Genomic DNA, 17,722 nt, shown 5'->3' with positions numbered 1-17,722 from the left:
AAATCTATTGATAATAGAATTACCTTCTTTTAATAGACTATATTTTAAACATTTGCAATTTTACTCTCCTTATAAACATCTGAAATTTTTTCACCATCCCAAATATATCTTAAATGACATCCCTGTCTTGGTAGGGTAAGTGCTGGAGGCCTTAATACAGCCATACATAAGCCGTTTAAATTTCTTACACTTGGGTACAGCAACCCCCATTCTTTTTTCTCATGAACTTTTTTTCCAAACTCCTGGCTTTTACCATAATAAGCTGGATCAGGATTAAATAACTCTTTATACCTTTTATCTCTAATATCTATTAAAGGTTTTTTTATAGTAGCCACATATTCTCTCATTGAGATCGAGCAAGGTTTTTCATTTGACGCACTATAAAACCTTGCTCGATGAAAGCAAGTTTCCTTTATTGCTGTTTCAAGTGATGAAGCCGCATAATAAACACCAAAACTGCCATCACTAAATCTTGACTCAAATCCAGTATGTGTAAAAGCAGCCATAATCGGAGTAGATCCGGGACCACCGATCCAATCCTCTTTATCTATCAAATTTATTTTACCGAGCTCTGCAAGTATTCTTTCATTGGTTAGACCTTCAAGTAGAGCTATTTGTTCGAGCTCTTCCGCAGAATCTGCCCAATCGAATAAAGTTACAGGAGGAAATTTAGAGGGTATTAATCTATGCACTTTTTCACTAAAATCTATATAGGAGTACATCCTAATAACCTCTCCAGAAATCCAGAAATTTCCTCACATCTGCAAGACGAACTATCCCTCCTTCCAGCATATATTCTTTTGGAGTTAAACCGTTAAATGGAGGTAAGTTATTTTTACGATTAATCCAGGTTCTGGCTTGCTCTCCGTCTTCAAACAATATGCGTAAAGACTTATAAATCCCCAGAAGATAAGAAACTCGCTCTTTTTGATCTCTGTTTAATTTTGCTTTATGGGAAGTGTATGTGGAGCGAGGCATATCTCCCATTAAAATACGGGCTTCACTTTCTTTTAGATCAAAACGCTCTACAAGATTAGTTAAAGATTTCCACACCACGTCATCCGGTATGTTTTGTAAAGAGCTTGTATTCGTTTGCATAGTAAAACTCCAGGGTACTTTCAACTATATTATAGTCTCTGAAAAGACAATTGTCCATAAAAGGACATATTGATAAGTATATGAATAAGATATTTAAATGAAATATATTTGAAAAATTAATTAAAAGTGCAACATACAAAGGAATAAGGTATTTTAAGGCGATGATAAAGAGAAAATAATTTCAAAATGATTGATGCCGTGCAGAACGAACCAAATATCCATTTTACATACAATTACAAACAACCTGACGAATATCATTTCAGTCTTGATTCAATTCACCTGGCGAAATTTGTCGCCAAACAATTAAAACCCTATAGAGATCTTGGCTCATTAAGAGTATTAGATCTCTGCGCAGGCTGTGGAGTTATTGGAATTGAACTATCATGGCATCTTCAAGCAATCCGGCAGATTGATTTTATTGAGATCCAGGATATTTATACTGAATATTTTTATCAAAACATAGCTAACGTTAATCGACCTGAATTGCAACTTCGCTGGCACCTTTTAAATTATGATGAACTACATGAAAAAAAATGGGAAGGCACATTTGATTTGATTATCAGTAATCCACCCTATTTCCAACCAGGCCATGGAATGCTTTCTCCTTCCAAATTTAAAAATCGTTGCAGATTTTATTTAGACAGCTCCTTTCAACATTATATTCGAGCGCTGGAAAATTCGCTTGCAAACAAAGGTAGGGCTTATTTTTTATTACGACCGTTACAACAGCATGGTCTGGATTTATTTTCTGATATACAAAAAGTCCTGCAGGAAACATCAGTAACAGCAAAAAAAATATCGCATATCCGTGGTTCGGATATTATTTTATTAGAAAAGCGGTAGTATTTTTCATAGAACATTGATTATGGGCTGCCTTAATAAATAAAAGTATTTTCCAGGGTAAATTAAGTATATTACAATCGCAGATGAAGGTATTCTTGAATAGTTGCGCCAGAATTCGTTGAGAACCAACTTAAGAAGTACACAAAGAGGTGTCTACTGCGATAACGAAAAGAGGGCACTCTTCCACAAAATAAACCTTTCAAATAAATTGGAGTTTTGGATGAAACAAGATGTTTCGCATTTGCCAAGAGAGCTCAGCCGCATGGTTTTCTGGTCTCTTACCCGCTTAAAGAAAGCCATTGCAGAAGTCTATGGAAAAGAAACATACGAAAGAATTGAGCAAATTCGACTATCCATGCAAGACACAATCGGGAGTGAGTCGTTTGCACTTGGAAAAGTTCTTCATAACCTTCAAATGGAGCTTTCCAAGCTCGATAAAAAGCAGCTTTATCAAATAGCTCATGGTTTTTCTCTCATGATGGAGCTGATTAATACCTGTGAAAATGCCTATCGCATTTTTCGTATCAACCAAAGAAAAGAACAAATTTATTCTGACTTTCCTCAAGGCATTCATTATGTGTTGACAGCGCATCCAACAGAAGCTCGTACCAATGAATTTTTAAAGCTTTTTAAAGAAATTCGTGACTATCTTGTCGAAGTTCTTAAATCCCCCTATCTGATGAATGAATCTCATCTTGATCAAATGCTTAAAATCTCGCTTCAAATTAATATTTCCTATCATGAAAAACCAAGCGTAGAAGACGAGGCTCAATACATCTATCAATACGCGCTCCATCCACTCAACATCAAACTGTATCATTCCTTTTTAGAAAAAGGTGTTCCTATTCAATTACGCACCTGGGTAGGAGGAGATAAGGATGGGCACTCAGGTGTTAATGAAAAAATCATGCTTAAAAGTCTCGAACTTTCCCGTTCTTTTTTTATTGCCTATATTCAGGAATGCTTGAAAGAAGTACTGGGAATCATCAAGCTTTCAACTGCATTAAATAAAAACAAATTCTTGGCAGATCAGATTGATCAGCTTGTTAAAAAAGCAAATGGTCTCAAAAAAATACAACCAAAAGATCATGAAAAGGTATCAGCATTCAAAAAGGAATTAACTGCTATACAATCAAATACACTAAAATTTTTAAATTTCGAACCCGAACAATTCTCCATCATCTCTAGTATTTTTCATCTGTATCCCGCCCTGGTCATGCCTATAGAACTTAGAGAAGACTCAGCCATTGTAAAAGAGAGTTTAACCAGCATAAAAAAAACAACCATCACCAAAATGCTTGAACAAGTCCACTCTATAACTCATGGGACTGATCCTAAAAACTATATACGAGGTTTTATCCTCAGTATGGTTGAATCCGCTGAGGATATAAAAAATGGAATTAACCTGGTTAAACAAGTTTTTAAAAGCTACGCCCTGCCGGTTGTTCCCTTGTTTGAAAATCAACTTGCTCTCACTAACGCGGATACAATTTTAAATGATTCAATCACTGAAGATATTAGACAGAAGCATCTCAGGCAGTGGGATGGAAACTATGAAGTCATGTTGGGCTATTCCGACTCGTCTAAAGAAAATGGGGTACTGCCCTCTAGACTCATGATTGCGAAAAGCTTAAAAAATATTCAGTCTACACTGGAAAATAAAAACCTTCGTCCCATCTTTTTTCATGGTTCAGGTGGCAGTATTGAACGAGGAGGCGGGGATATCAAAGAACAAACCGCTTCCTGGTCGAAGGAAATGATGTCTAATTATAAAGTAACTGTCCAGGGAGAAATGGTAGCAAGACTCTTTGGTTCCAGTTCCATACTCAAAAGTCAGATTGACAAATTTCTTGATATCTATTCGCAGAAAGGCAAAAGCAATGACAATGATTATCCGGAAGAGTTGTCCTTGTTTTCGACAAGAGTTAGCCAGAAATATAAAACACTTATCCAAAGTGACTGGTTTTGGCAAATAGTAGAACAAGCTTCCCCTTATCATTTTCTGAAAGAATTGAAAATTGGCTCTCGTCCAACCAAACGAAAATCAGGCCCTGATCAACGAAAGCTTCGCGCCATCCCATGGATTCTGTGCTGGACTCAAACACGGCTTCTTTTCCCAACCTGGTGGGGTATAGGTTCCACTTGGTCAGAGCTAAATGGCATTGAAAAAAACAGACTTAAGGCTCTTTATAAAGAAAATGCTCTTTTTGCTGCTTTTGTAAAGCAATTAGGTGTAACACTCTCCAAGGTTTATCTCCCTATCTGGGAACAGTATTTATATCAATTGACTGGCTCCAATGAATATCTCAAGCCTTTTCAATCGGAACTGGAGTCAACCGTCCTATTCTTCTATCAAATAACGGGTGAGAAAGATTTTTGTTTTCATCAACCCTGGCTTGGAGAAAGCATCCAATTAAGATCAACCCTGATTCACCCTTTGAATCTTATTCAGATTGAAGCTATGAAAAGGAAAGACTTACCTCTTTTAAGAAAAACAGTCACAGGCATTTCTTGTGGTATGTTGACAACAGGATGATGGGGGTAAACAGGGCGATTAATGGATACTCTAGCAGAAAATTCTGTATACGTGGCTTTTGTCGCAGTTGAATTGAAGCAAGCTGGTCTTGCGTGGTGTCGGCTTTTTTTAACAACGGCAATTTTGTCGGATATATGAGCTTTGTTCAACGCTCCCAATAGCACCAAGTGGGTCATTGATTATGAATCTAATAATCAAAGCCAACCCCATGCACAAAAGACCAAATACAACTCTATATGATTTACAATAAATCATTTGTTGATATAATACAATACTATTATTAACACAACGCGTTGTTGTATCATGAAAACTCTTTGGCAAACCAATGCCTTTGGTGCTTTTTATACTCAGGCTCGCTTCCCGAGTCACAAGCTCATTCCTGACGCTTACCTTCCCTAAACCTTTGGTTGTACATCAACAACCCATTATTTTTTAACCCCAAATGCAAACGCTTTTCTGCATGACTTGTCGCATAAGGCAATCTCTTTTTGTGCATCAGTCGTTGAGCCAAGTCCTGCAGATCATGAGTGTCAAGGCATAGTAATAAGGTAAACATCATGATTACAACAGAAATTCTATATATAAAAAATGAGTTGATTAAACGAATTAACGCTTGTTCTACTCAAAGCGACTCAAGGCTTGATTTATCATCCCTGGATCTCGATCGACTAAGTATTGATGGCCTAATAGAGACGATGCAGAAAATCCCAAAAAGCGTTACCACGCTTAATTTGAGCGACAATGGTCTTTATCAACTAAGCACTGAACACCTGGCAGCAGCGCTGATCAGCATTCCAAAAAGCGTCACCACGCTTAACTTGAGCGACAATGGCTTTTATCAACTAAGCGCTGATCGCCTGGCAGCAGCGCTGACCAGCATTCCAAAAAGCATCACCACGCTTAATTTGAGCGACAATTACCTTTATTATCTGGGCGCTGACGACATGGCAAAGGCACTGAAAGGTATTCCAGAGAACGTCACCACACTTAATTTAAGCTGGAATCACCTTAATAAACTAAGCACTGATGGCCTGGTAATCGCACTAACTGGACTTCCAAAGAGTATCATAATGCTTGATTTGAGATGTAATGACCTTTGTGAGTTAGGTGCTGATGGTCTGACAACCATGCTAACTGTACTTCCAAAGAGCATCGTCATACTTGATTTGAGATGTAATGACCTTTATGAGCTAGGTGCTGACGGCCTGGGTAAGGTTCTAAAAAATATTCCAAACAATGTCACTGAGCTTGATTTAAGCAGTAATGGGCTTTTTATTCTCAATGCTGTTGACCTGGCGAAAACTCTGGCGCAAATCCCTAATCATGTAAAAACGGTTCGTCTTGGCAATAATGGTCTTTTTATCAATAAAACCTACAAACAAATAGATGCCTTTCTTGAGAATTTGGGTGAACAGAGACATCGCTTTATTTTGTCAGGCCATGGAGAGTCTCAGCTGGCAAGAGCCTTGGGATCAGTTGCCCAATTGACGCAAGGCAATTACCCAACAGACAATCCTGCATTACCCGCACTACCCGTATTACAAAGGGATGTGGCTGCTCATATTCTTTCCTTCTTGGAAACCAATCAGAAGCCTAAAAATCCAATTGGGTTTTTCGGGTCTCAACTGAAAACCACAATTGAAACGATTGAATGCATCCAGAGCAATAAAAGGACTCAAGCTGAGCCTGATGTGTCTAAAATTCCGTCTCTAAAATAAAAAGAGGCCGTGCAACACCTTAAATCATAGGCATGCACGGCTTTTGTCGAAACTAATTCAGATTATTGTTGTTATCATTATTGGGGGCGGCGTTGAAAAAAATGGTTGTACCTAATTTCTAATTTGTCCTGTCCCTCTTATCACCCATTTGTAGCTTGTTAAAGCGTCTAATCCCATGGGCCCTCGCGCATGAACTTTTTGCGTACTAATTCCAATTTCAGCCCCTAATCCAAACTCCCCACCATCTGTAAATGCAGTAGAGGCGTTGGCATAGACCGCTGCAGCATCCACTTCAATTAGAAATTTATCAATTGCAGACTCCTCTTCTGCAATAATAGCCTCACTATGATGGGAACTGAATTGTTGAATATGATCAATAGCTGCTTGTATATTGGGTACCGTTTTTATTGCTAATTTATAGTCTAGAAATTCATGACCAAAATCTTGTGGTTTTGCCCTCATTAAAAGTTGTTCAGGGTAACTCTTATCTAAAGCCTGATAGGCTTCCTTGTCGGCATATATAATCACATTATTTTTAGATAATGCCTCCACAAGCTCTGGCAAGTCCTTTAAACGATCAGTATGTATAATCAAAGTATCTAATGCATTGCAAACACTTACTCTTCTGGTTTTAGCGTTGTTAATAATTTTTTTACCTTTTTCCAAATCTCCACTTTTGTCAAAATAGGTATGCACGATGCCTGCCCCCGTTTCAATAACAGGTATTTTGGCATTGTCTCTAACAAAATTTATTAGATTCTGACTCCCTCTTGGAATACATAAATCAACAAAACCCGTGGCATTTAATAATTGAGTCATCAAGGCTCTTTCTGGTGGTAATAAACAAACAAGATCTGTGTTTATATTAAAATTTTTTAATGTATTTTTAATTAATAAAACCAGATAACTATTAGTAAAATATGCTTCCTTTCCACCTTTTAAAATAGAAACGTTCCCAGATTTAAAACATAGGCTGAAGATATCGATAGTTACATTAGGCCTTGACTCATAAATGACTGCGATGACACCTAAAGGTACTGTGATTTTCTTAATACTCAAACCACTTGGCATGGACTTTTCAAGGAGGTTAACTCCTAATGGGTTAGGTAAATCAGCTACTTTTCTCACATCATTAGCCAATGACAAAATTCTCTCTTTACTTAATAATAAACGATCATATCTAGGATCTTGCTCAGGCATTAAACTTAAATCTTTTTGATTTTCTTGTATTATATTTTCAAGGTGCTTCTCTAAATTAGCCGCTAATGTCTTTAAAACTTCTGTTCGGGTATCACTTTGTATTAAGCTAAGATCAGTAGTGGCTTTTTTAGCGGCTCTTAATTGGTTAACAACATGAGTATTCATTTTGATACCTATAGAATATGCAAATGATCGTAATGTATAAAAGCTGGCTTATTTTGAAGTCTAAGATAGTCCTTTAATCTTAAAAAATCATACCTTGCGATTCCAACTCCTATCTTTTCATTGTTAGAATTAAGAATATCAATTAAATCCCCTTTTTTGCATTCTCCACGAAAATCTTCTATCCCTATTGGTAAAATGCTCATCACACGATTACCATTTCGTAATAAAGCAATTAAATTATCATTAATTACTATAGATGGTAAGCAAGTTCTATGGCTAAAAGCAATCCACCTTTTTATGCTGGATTTTCTTTTGCTCGCAAGAATTATGGTACCAACCGCTTCCCTATCCAGAATTTTTAGAACAATGGATTCTACATTTACGTTTGCGATTGCTGTATTGATACCTAAACCAGCCATTTTTCTAGCAGTATCCAGTTTGGATACCATACCACCTCGCCCTAATTTTGATTTTACAGCAGAGACATTGGGCCAAGCTAAATTGGGATCAATTCTATTAATTAGTTTTGCCCCGGGATCATTGGGATGGGATGTAAAAACACCATCCACATTGGTTAAGAGTATTAAATAATCAGCATTAATTTGAGCTGCAATAAGTCCTGCCAGTTCATCATTATCAGTAAACATTAATTCTTCAATGGCTACTGAATCATTTTCATTAACAATAGGTATAATATTTTGATGTTTTAGTAACTCCGTTAATAACCGGGCAATATTTAAATAATGCTGTCTAGTATGGAAGTCTTGCTTGGTAAGTAATAACTGAGATACTAAAATGTTTTCATTTTTAAACAAATTCGAATAGAGATTCATCAGTTCGGGTTGGCCTATGGAAGCCAAGAGTTGCTTTTCTCCTACTGTATCGCCATATGTTTTTCCCAAAGAATTTTTAGCTATTTTTCGACCAGAACCAACAGCACCAGAGCTTACTAAAATGACCTGATGCCCCAGGTTCTTTAAATAGATAATTTGATTTACAAGATTATTTAGTACAGAATAGATTGGACTACCATCGGCAGATAAAATACTTTGTGTTCCGACCTTTATAATAATTTTCATTTCATTGATAAACAAGTTTTTCTTAATATTAAGAATATCAGTATACTTGAAATTTGTCTTTCAAGTCATCACAAAGTTCTCCTAATGCTTATCCTGGTCAAAAACCATCTCTATGGATATATACCATTTTAGCTCACCTTCAAACGTGACTGCGCCAGATTAAACTACAACCAAGCAGTACAATTACTTCAATTTTTTGCGCAAATAAATCCGATCATGCCCTTCTAAATAGTTTTTAATAGTCCCTAAATGCTTATAGCCTTGTTTTAAATAAAAGCCTTCAGCCTGGAAAGAAAAAGTATCTAATGTTGACTCAAGAATTCCTCTTTTAACTGCTTCGGTTTCAACGCTTCGTAAAAGTTCAGCGCCGATACCCTGCCCACGATATTTTTCGCTAACCCAGAGGACATCAACGTATATCGAACTTTTATGAGCATACACAATTGCCCCACCAACAATATTATTCTCGTTATCTTTCACATAGATTGAATAACGCTCTGGCTTGGATCCTGTAAAAGGAGCATTAAAATTCACTATTCCATCACGAATCATTTTATCTTGTTGTTCTAAAAGCTTTGTATCTACAACAAGCTCAAATTGATAATTCATTTATAATTATTCCTTAAGATATTAACAGTAAATAAAAGTTTGAAAATTCATGTTATTGTGTCAAAAAACAATAAAAATATTCATTCAATTATGCTCAAAGGAGAGATGCTTTATATAGTCTGAAAATGTGAGATAGCTATTCCTGATGCAGTAGAGTAATCCGTGAGGTTTCTGCAAATTTGCAGAAACCTCATAATAAAATGACTTCATTGGGGATGCCTGAAGCTATAGATCCACCTAAATTTTAGAAAAGGTAACCATGCAGAGGGTTAAGAAACAAAGACGATTTTTATGGTGAATTAGTATTCCGTACAAGACACGCTGAAGCGTCTAAAATTTCATTGTCTGTTGTTCGCTCATTTTTGTATATACCATTAGCAAATAACCCAACACCTCCAAAAATAGAAGCTACTCCCAAACCTGTTACAACCAGTCCTACAGTACCAAAAGATGCATTATTTAGAAGAAACGCAAGGGCTACCGCAGCGTAACCAACTACTGCCAAAAAACCACCTAATACCTGCATGTTAATATTCATTGGCTCAACATTAGTTTGATTTAAAAAAGTTAAAGACTGCTTTGATACTAACGCTTCTGCTAAAGAGGGGTATTTAGCTTCTAAGGTACGATAAAAATTTGCAAACTCTCCCTGTTTAATAGTTTTTCCAAATAATTTAAATGAATTTTCATAATCAACTTCAATATCCATGGGTAAATTAAGGGTTTTCTTGTAGACTTCATCCATTAAAATTATAGTTTTTGTTACGGTTAGAACCTCAACTACTGATTTAAATCGAGCATATTGACCTTTTAAAATTCCCGGAGTCATTTCTTCTACATGCATTAACTCGTGTAAAGCACAGATATATGCCGGCCGATACATTTGTCCTTCTATATGAGATTTGTCATTTGGTGTTGCTACAAGAGGATCTACGGACCATGTATTCCATTCGTTCTCCAAGTCAGATAGATAAGTTCTTGTAAAGCCAACATTATTCCAATCTACTGAATTTTCGATGGTTAACCCATGATCAGAATACTTTTTAATATATGCTGCATATATTTCTTTTGAAATTTCATCCGCTTTTTCTTTAAACGCAAGAGGTATAACGTTTAATTTCTGCTGGTCGTATACCACTTTTTGGTAATTAGCAAATATTTCCTTATGGGTATAAATCAGCTCAAGTTCTTTTACTCTAGCACCTACTACGGGTGACGATTTAGAGTATTTTCCATGAAAAGTACTCTTTGTTTCTGACTTTAATTGCATTCTACGTGCATTACATAAAACAATAGATTACGCAATTATAAATTTTGAATATTAAGGTTTTATTAAGGCAGCTTGTCCTGTGCAAAGGCCCCTAAATTCACAATCAACAAAGGTCTCTGTGAATTCTATCGATTACATCGATTTTTTGAAGATTGTCGTTATTCTCTTGAACAGATGCTATTAGGGAAAAATACAATGGCAATGCAGTTTGAAGAGGATAAAAATTCATTTTTAAAACATTGGGGATGGTCAGTCTGCTTAAAATGATAAATAATTTTGCAAGACCATAAATAATTAGTGGTTTTTTGGATCGGTAAAGCAATACCGATCCAGTAATATTGTTGATATTTTTAGGAATTTAAAATATTTCTAAGCCATGCTTTTGCCTCAGGGCTAACCTTATCGTCATTTAAAGCGATTTCATATATGGCATTTTTACGTGACGTTTCCTCGCCATACATATCAACCAGCATTTCATTCCAAAGATTTAATACAATTGAAGAGGAAGTTTTCCCGACTTGCTCAAGAATCCCGTAGATTCGGTCTCTCCAGTAAGCATCCATCGCTTTATCCATCCATGATACGATTTCTGGTGTTAATCCAACCTCATCAAGACCTTTCCCTTCCCCAAAGCCCTGTTCAAATTTTTTGGTTCTTAAATGGGCGTATTTTTTACCGTATACCCCATTAACCCAATCCATTATCTTCTTCCCTAGATAAACCCCTGTTTTTGAGTCAGGATCTTGCTTAAGATTATTTTTTACCTCATTGACTAACTGAGACCAATTGTTTTCCATAGCCGCTTTTTGCTCAGGCGTTGCATTGGCTTTCATTTCTTTTTCAAACTCAACGTATTGTTTTAATTCATCCGGCGTGAATATTTCTTTCACCCAGCCGTGCTCAAGATGTTCTGTCATTTTATATACCTCTATCAGTTGAATAATGGTTTCCCAAGGGATAGATTGATTTTTGTCAACAGTGTCAATAATGCGCCTCAAAGTTTTAGCCCCCTCGAGTAAAGTGGATGCCTTTTGCTCTAACAGCCGAGCCTGGCTATTAAAATGGCTGAGCGCATTACTTTCTTCAGCAAGCAAGGTTTTGATTTGCGACAACTCAAAACCAAAAAACTTCAAAGCAATAATCTGTTGCAATTTCAATAAATCCTTCTCAGAGTAAACACGGTACCCATTGGCAAGTCGTAATGAAGGTTTAAGCAATCCTATGCGGTCATAGTGGTGTAATGTTTGCACCGATACACCTGTTAATTGGCTTAAGTCTTTTACGAACCATTGAGTCATTGTGTTTCCCCCTTCAATACAAAGGTAAGGTATATAGCAACAATAGGGTCAAGCAGTTTTTCAAAATTTCTTGAGTAATTATTTTCCCAACTTACTAAGAGATGAATTATTAAGCAAGAAAACTTCAAAAAAGCTCCTTCTTTAAAATTTGACAAGCAATGCCGGTATAATGCTTTTTAAATTGTACAAGTGAAATGGATTTCAAATAATCATCTTCTCTTACATACCATGGATCAAGATATGTAAATCGCTTGCCTTGATATGAGATAAGAACAATCCAATGTCATTTAGAGCTGATAAGGCCAGCCCTTCTATCATCTCAATCAAAGGTTTTTATTTGCATAAAATAGCATTCCTTCAATAATAAACTCGAGTAGAGCAGGATGCTGCTGCTCATAAAATTTCCTAAACTCTGGAGTCAAATATCTTTGACTTAGCCCAATATATCCTTCCTTGGTTGGATTCCACCCTACCCAGGCATGGTGCCTGTGGATAATGGCTTGCACCTCTGGAGAAGAGGGCTTCAGTTGATTATTAATAGCCGAAATCAGCAATTGATTAATCTCTTTGCCTTCCTGAATAAATCGGTCTTTGTCAGCCTGAGCCCATTGATTTATTTTTTTCTTGTACTTATCCATCCAATCCTGGCTGACCACCCCTTCTTTCACTAGTTCCCTTTCGTATTGTTTCTGTCGTTGTGAATCAAAGCCATAATATAATTCTTCGTTAGACATCTTATGCTTACCTCTTAAATGTTGAATGGTTTTATCAATCGTTGCAATCAGTTGATTTTTTCGATTGATATCTCTTTCCAAAATCTGTTTATGCGCTCTCAATGCTTTGATGTGGTCAAAATCATTTTGCATAAGCAGCTTTTGAATATCATTCAAGGGGAATCCCAGCTCTCTGAAGAATAAAATTTGCTGTAATTTTAAGCACTGCTTTTCTTCATAATAACGATAGCCATTAGCACCTTGATAGGCTGGTTTTAATAAGCCTATTTCATCATACCAATGTAAAGTGCGCACACTTACATTCGATATTTTTGCTAATTGTTTTACCGTATAAGCCATTAAACTGTCCTCTCAAATGATTCCATTTAAAGATAAGTACTCACGTAACGTAAGGGTCAAGCATTTCATCTTAATTTTTTTGTAAACCATAAAATGAGATCATCATCTAAAGGATAGGTCTGCCCTGGGACAGTTGGCTTATAACCATAAGTTACACCTAAACCATCAGGGATATAACCCCGATTGACATAAAGCCGTTGAGCTTGCCCATATCCTCCATCATGGCCGCCATATAAACCAACGCCAATCCCCACAACATCACTTTCGCCTGCTGCTTTTTCTTCAGCGGCTTGCATTAAAGCAGTCCCCACTCCCTGTTTACGAAAAGAGGGCAATACATTTAAATCCATAATTTCCGGAATTTGTTGATGAGCGAACGGCTGATATTGCGATATCCATTTTAGAGTAGCGTAACCAGCAATTTGGTCTCGAGAATAAGCCAACCATACTATCCGAAGAGACTTTCGCTGTTCCTGGTAATAGGCTTCAAACAATGAAGCGGGTTTTTGCCAATTTGCTTTCTGAAATGCATCAACCAGAACAGGGATGTCGGATAACTCCTGTGTTTTAATGACAATTTCTATTTGAGTCATAATATTTTTCCTACTGCAGTATCCCGTGGATCACCTTCATAGCCATCGGGATCATCAAAAGACATATCGATATAACCATTATTTCGATAAAATCTTAGAGCATCTGGTGACGACTCAACATGCAAACTTTGATAGCCCTGACTTTTGAGCCATTTTTCACATAATGTCAAAAAACGGTTACCGTATTGATGGTTTCTTTTAAGCTCATCGATAACGATAATACGTAGTGCTGCTCTGTTATGAGGCCATAATTGCAAATGAGTATAGCCAATGATTTCGCTTCCTTGAAATAAAACAAAATGAACATGCGCATCATGCTCAAAAGTCCAGGTATAAGGATCAGAAAGACCGGCCTTGTCAAAAAAATAAAATTGTCTGAAATGGCGTACTTTATCCCATTCACGAGGTGTTAATGCCTTAACCATTCTTAATCCATTAAACCCTGCTTTTTTATCAATGATTGCAATAAAATCTTCTTTACCCAAGCAATAGGCGGTAATGTCATCAGAATATTGGCGTGCCAACTCTTGTTTTAAACGCGCATAAGCTTCTCTATCTTCCGGATGAGATCTCATCCAATCCCTAAACTTTAAGTGGCGCTCAATTTCGGAGTTTCCAAGCTCAAAAACATGAGCATGATGTGTTCGTTGATTATCTCCCTTTTGGAAATAGCGGCGAAAGGGAATACCGTATTCTCCTTTTGCTTCATAACCAAGTGTTCGCATGGCAGTATTGGCACTATCTACTTTGCTTAGGTCTAAAATAACTGGAATCATATCGATGACTGGTTTTGCAGCCAAACCAGGTACTGAGGTGGAACCGATATGATGAATATCAATGCAATTATTACCTAACGCTTTTTTTATCTGTTCTGCTTCCTGTTCAAATTGCATAGACCAACTCGAATCATAAGGTACTACTTTGATGAGATGCTGCTCTTGCTTGACTGACATAACTTACTCTCCTTTCTCATTCTGTTGATCTGGCAAAAAGCCACCAACCTGCGCATTCCACAAGGTTTTGTACAAACCACCACGCTTCAATAGTTCGTCATGATTCCCATCTTCAACAATATGGCCTTTATCAAAGACTAAAATTCTGTCCATATGCAGAAGAGTAGACAAGCGATGCGCAATAACCAGGGTTGTCTTTCCTTGCATTAACTCCCAGAGACTCTCTTGAATATTGGATTCTGTAATGGAGTCAAGCTGGGACGTGGCTTCATCCAGCATTAAAATCGGGGCATTTTTCAAGATAGCCCGTGCAATCGCAATACGCTGACGCTGACCACCTGAAAGTTTAACCCCACGTTCTCCTACCAGGGTTTTATAGCCTTCTGGCAAAAGACTTATGAATTCATGAGCATGTGCTTTCCTGGAGGCTAATATAACTTCTTCATCCGTTGCATCCGTCCTGCCATAGCGTATATTGTCCATTAAGCTTCGATGAAAAAGTGTTGGATCTTGAGGAATCATGGCAATGGCTTGCCTTAAACTCTCTTGAGTGACTTCAGATAGGTTTTGACCATCAATAAGAATCTGCCCCTCCACAACCTCATAAAGTCGTAAAATCAGATTCACAAAAGTCGATTTACCACTGCCTGAATAACCTACTAAACCCACTTTTTGACCTGCTTTAATTGTTACAGATTTATTCTGGAACAGAGAATAACCGCCTTGGTAATGAAATTTCACCCTGGAAAATTCAATTTGTCCTTGAGTAACGACTAATTGAGATGCATTGCCTTTATCCTTAATCTCGTGGGGTATCACCAATGCATTTAAACTTTGTTTTGCTTTGCCTAAGGCTTGGTTAAATTGATCCACTTGGTACATGGTGTACCACATCATATGGCCCAACTCCATGGAAAGTCCAAGAATTAAGGCAAAATCACCTATGCTTACAAGACCCTTGCCATATAAATGGATTAAAGTAATCGATGCAAAACCCATCATCACTGCAATCATTCCACCTTGTGCGCAACATAACAAAACAATAAACAGCTCTTTTCTTTGAAAAGCCCGTTGTACCATACGAAAGAAAGCGTTCATACGTTCCACTTCGTAGATTTTTCGTGAAAAGATACGAATGTTGGATTGATTCGCCAGACTATCTACCAATTGCCCGGAAAGCTGTGATTCAGAGCTTGCATGATTATCAGACAATTGGACTAATCGTGCTGACATCCAAATACTAAATGAGGCAAAGGCAATGAACCAGAGAAATAAAATATAGAAAAACAAAACATTAACAAAATAGGCTGTAATAAATGAAACCACCAATAATGAAGCACCACGAAGAAAATCTACAGACACGCGATGTAAAATAATCTCAAGATTATCTGCAAGTGTCGTAATTTGATCGGCAATCCGTCCGGAGAGATTATCCTGAAAAAATTGCGTGCTACCCCCTAATACATACTCAAACGTTTGGCTAATAATCTGGTTTTTAATCACAGCTTCATATTTATAGTTCAAGTACCCAAGGGTGCGCCAGGTAATATTGTCAAAAACAATAAAGTTCAATACCAATAATCCAGCAATCCAATACAAAGAAGACAGATCCTTACTTGCCTTTGCAGCTAAAGTATTAATGAAAGATTTAACCAATAAACTATTAAACGGTCCCCAAAACCCAGCCAATAGAGCAAACAGGATAAATAACATCACTATGTTTCGATATGGTTTTAAAAAATGCCACACAAAAGAACCCAAGTGATTGGGCAAACGATTAGTCATGATGGATTACCTCTAAATAGGCATCATTGAAACCATATAATTTTCCTTGATGAATCTGATACTTGGTTTCAATGTGAATGGATTCTAAAAAGTCATGGTCGTGAGAAATAACCAGCATTGCGCCTGGAAATTCACTTAGTACCTCAATGATATGAGTGCGTGTTTCCAAATCTACATTGTTAGTGATCTCATCTAAAATAAGTAGTTTAGGTGGTTGAGCCGCAATCAATGCTAAAGAAAGCCTTGCCTTTTCACCACCAGAAAGACTTTTGACCTTAATTTCTACTTCTTCGTTTTTGCGAAATAAAAAATCATTTAAATGAGCACGAATTTCTGCATAAGTTGCATGAGGCATCTTAGAACTCATTAAATCCAGGACTGTTTCATTAAGGTTCAAATGTTGATAATGCTGATCAAGATAGCCTATTGTATTGCAATTAGGCACAGCCCACTCTCCCGTCCGCTTAATTTGACTATCCCCCAAGATCGCTTTGACAAAGGTCGACTTACCTGAAGCATTGTTTCCGTGTAATGCCACTCGTTCGCAACCACTCAAGTGAAAATAAATATCTTTAAGAATCACGCCAGACTCGTAGGCAATAGAAGCGTCTTGAATTCTGATTAAGAGTTTATGATGCTCAAGTCCCTTTAATTTAAATTTGGGCTGAATCACCTCCGTAAGATTTAGAGAGGAAAGCTCCTCGATCAATTGTTGTTTTTTATAGTTAATGTGACTTAATCGTTTATTGCCTGTTGTAATTGCTGAACCGAGCTTTGTATGAGATCGAATCGTTGGCCATTTGCGTTGAGCTATCTTCTTTTCACCTTGAACACGCGCACGTTTATTACGCTCCTGCTCTTTCATCAAAGCAAGATGTGATTCTTTTTTCTGTTGTGCAATCCTTGATAACCCCTGCTTAATCGATGCTTTTTTGTCCTCAAGCATTTGTTGATAATCAAAATAAGCTCCTCTAAATACAGTCACTTGACCTAAATCAATATGCCATAGAATATCTGTGACTGTATTGATAAATTCTGTATCATGAGAGGCGATGATCAATGTCCCAGGATAATACTTAAGCATGCGCATTAAAGAACGACGATTACGGCTGTCCAGATGATTCGTAGGTTCATCTAACAATAAAACATTAGGCTTATCGGACAGTATCTTGCTCAATACCTGGTTTAATCGTTGACCCCCACTTAAATCAGGATAATCCTCAATCACTTGAGGTAAATGACCAAAACGAACATCACGGGGTACTTTAATTTCGCCTGCAGGAGCCAAAGAAAGCCCACAAAGCATTTTGAGTAGCATCGATTTTCCTGATCCATTGCGACCAATTAGTGCAATGCGATCGCCAAAATGGATTTCACCACTAAAGTTTTGAAAACAGGATTTATGCGAAAAGTTAAGACTGATGTCTTTAAATTGAATCGGTTTATGGTTCATGATTTACTCTTAAGCATGTCTGCCAGGACAGTAAAAAACAAAAAGTCAC

General features: G+C 37.1%; 16 protein-coding genes. 3 read left to right on the top strand and 13 right to left on the bottom strand.

Annotated elements, in window-relative coordinates; genetic code table 11:
• Positions 1–44: 44 nt before the first annotated feature.
• Positions 45–722 (bottom strand): RES family NAD+ phosphorylase, encoded by a 678-nt coding sequence (locus tag CC34_RS0100600; RefSeq protein WP_027227097.1) that lies wholly within the window; start codon positions 720–722, stop codon positions 45–47.
• Position 723: 1 nt separating this feature from the next.
• Positions 724–1,098 (bottom strand): antitoxin Xre-like helix-turn-helix domain-containing protein, encoded by a 375-nt coding sequence (locus CC34_RS0100595; RefSeq protein WP_027221790.1) that lies wholly within the window; start codon positions 1,096–1,098, stop codon positions 724–726.
• 186 nt (positions 1,099–1,284) lie between these two features.
• Here CC34_RS0100595 and CC34_RS0100590 point away from each other — a divergent pair, with 186 nt between their 5' ends.
• Positions 1,285–1,941 carry a methyltransferase gene (locus CC34_RS0100590; protein WP_027227098.1) on the top strand — a complete coding sequence of 219 codons (657 nt, stop codon included), beginning with the start codon at positions 1,285–1,287 and terminating at the stop codon, positions 1,939–1,941.
• Positions 1,942–2,161: 220 nt separating this feature from the next.
• Entirely contained in the window at positions 2,162–4,477 is a 2,316-nt protein-coding gene (locus CC34_RS0100585; protein WP_027227099.1) for a phosphoenolpyruvate carboxylase, read from the top strand.
• A 373-nt stretch (positions 4,478–4,850) separates the two neighbouring features.
• Here CC34_RS0100585 and CC34_RS0100575 read toward each other — a convergent pair whose 3' ends face one another.
• Positions 4,851–5,036: a hypothetical protein gene (locus tag CC34_RS0100575; RefSeq protein WP_027227101.1), complete on the bottom strand. Its 186-nt coding sequence runs from the start codon at positions 5,034–5,036 to the stop codon at positions 4,851–4,853.
• On the opposite strand from CC34_RS0100575, the gene CC34_RS1000000116730 reads away from it, so the two are divergent.
• Positions 5,035–6,195, top strand: a complete 1,161-nt coding sequence (locus tag CC34_RS1000000116730) for a leucine-rich repeat domain-containing protein (protein WP_050598181.1) — start codon at positions 5,035–5,037, stop codon at positions 6,193–6,195. The genes CC34_RS0100575 and CC34_RS1000000116730 overlap by 2 nt on opposite strands.
• A gap of 111 nt (positions 6,196–6,306) precedes the next feature.
• On the opposite strand, the gene CC34_RS0100565 is transcribed toward CC34_RS1000000116730, so the two are convergent.
• From CC34_RS0100565 to CC34_RS0100515, 10 genes are all read right to left on the bottom strand, one after another.
• On the bottom strand, positions 6,307–7,560 hold the full coding sequence (locus CC34_RS0100565) for a glutamate-5-semialdehyde dehydrogenase (protein WP_027227102.1): 1,254 nt from the start codon (positions 7,558–7,560) through the stop codon (positions 6,307–6,309).
• Positions 7,561–7,568: 8 nt separating this feature from the next.
• Positions 7,569–8,639, bottom strand: a complete 1,071-nt coding sequence (proB, locus tag CC34_RS0100560) for a glutamate 5-kinase (protein WP_027227103.1) — start codon at positions 8,637–8,639, stop codon at positions 7,569–7,571.
• 183 nt (positions 8,640–8,822) lie between these two features.
• Positions 8,823–9,248 carry a GNAT family N-acetyltransferase gene (locus CC34_RS0100555; protein ID WP_027227104.1) on the bottom strand — a complete coding sequence of 142 codons (426 nt, stop codon included), beginning with the start codon at positions 9,246–9,248 and terminating at the stop codon, positions 8,823–8,825.
• A gap of 289 nt (positions 9,249–9,537) precedes the next feature.
• Entirely contained in the window at positions 9,538–10,518 is a 981-nt protein-coding gene (locus tag CC34_RS0100550; RefSeq protein WP_027227105.1) for a hypothetical protein, read from the bottom strand.
• Positions 10,519–10,868: 350 nt separating this feature from the next.
• A complete protein-coding gene (locus tag CC34_RS0100540) occupies positions 10,869–11,816 on the bottom strand; it encodes a MerR family transcriptional regulator (RefSeq protein WP_027221798.1) in 948 nt (315 codons plus the stop codon).
• 323 nt (positions 11,817–12,139) lie between these two features.
• Positions 12,140–12,889, bottom strand: a complete 750-nt coding sequence (locus CC34_RS0100535; RefSeq protein ID WP_027227107.1) for a MerR family transcriptional regulator — start codon at positions 12,887–12,889, stop codon at positions 12,140–12,142.
• Between the two features lie 65 nt (positions 12,890–12,954).
• Positions 12,955–13,482: a GNAT family N-acetyltransferase gene (locus CC34_RS0100530; protein ID WP_027227108.1), complete on the bottom strand. Its 528-nt coding sequence runs from the start codon at positions 13,480–13,482 to the stop codon at positions 12,955–12,957.
• Entirely contained in the window at positions 13,479–14,435 is a 957-nt protein-coding gene (locus CC34_RS0100525) for a GNAT family N-acetyltransferase (RefSeq protein WP_027227109.1), read from the bottom strand. The genes CC34_RS0100530 and CC34_RS0100525 overlap by 4 nt, the downstream gene beginning before the upstream one ends.
• Before the next feature lie 3 nt (positions 14,436–14,438).
• Positions 14,439–16,220, bottom strand: coding sequence for an ABC transporter ATP-binding protein (locus tag CC34_RS0100520; protein ID WP_027227110.1), 1,782 nt, complete (start codon positions 16,218–16,220; stop codon positions 14,439–14,441).
• Positions 16,213–17,673: an ATP-binding cassette domain-containing protein gene (locus CC34_RS0100515; protein ID WP_027227111.1), complete on the bottom strand. Its 1,461-nt coding sequence runs from the start codon at positions 17,671–17,673 to the stop codon at positions 16,213–16,215. The genes CC34_RS0100520 and CC34_RS0100515 overlap by 8 nt, the downstream gene beginning before the upstream one ends.
• Positions 17,674–17,722: the final 49 nt, after the last annotated feature.

The organism is Legionella pneumophila subsp. fraseri (assembly GCF_000586315.1).
GTDB lineage: Bacteria > Pseudomonadota > Gammaproteobacteria > Legionellales > Legionellaceae > Legionella > Legionella pneumophila_B.
The sequence above is the reverse complement of the archived record's forward strand: the minus strand, read 5'-3'. Positions and strand labels throughout refer to the sequence as shown.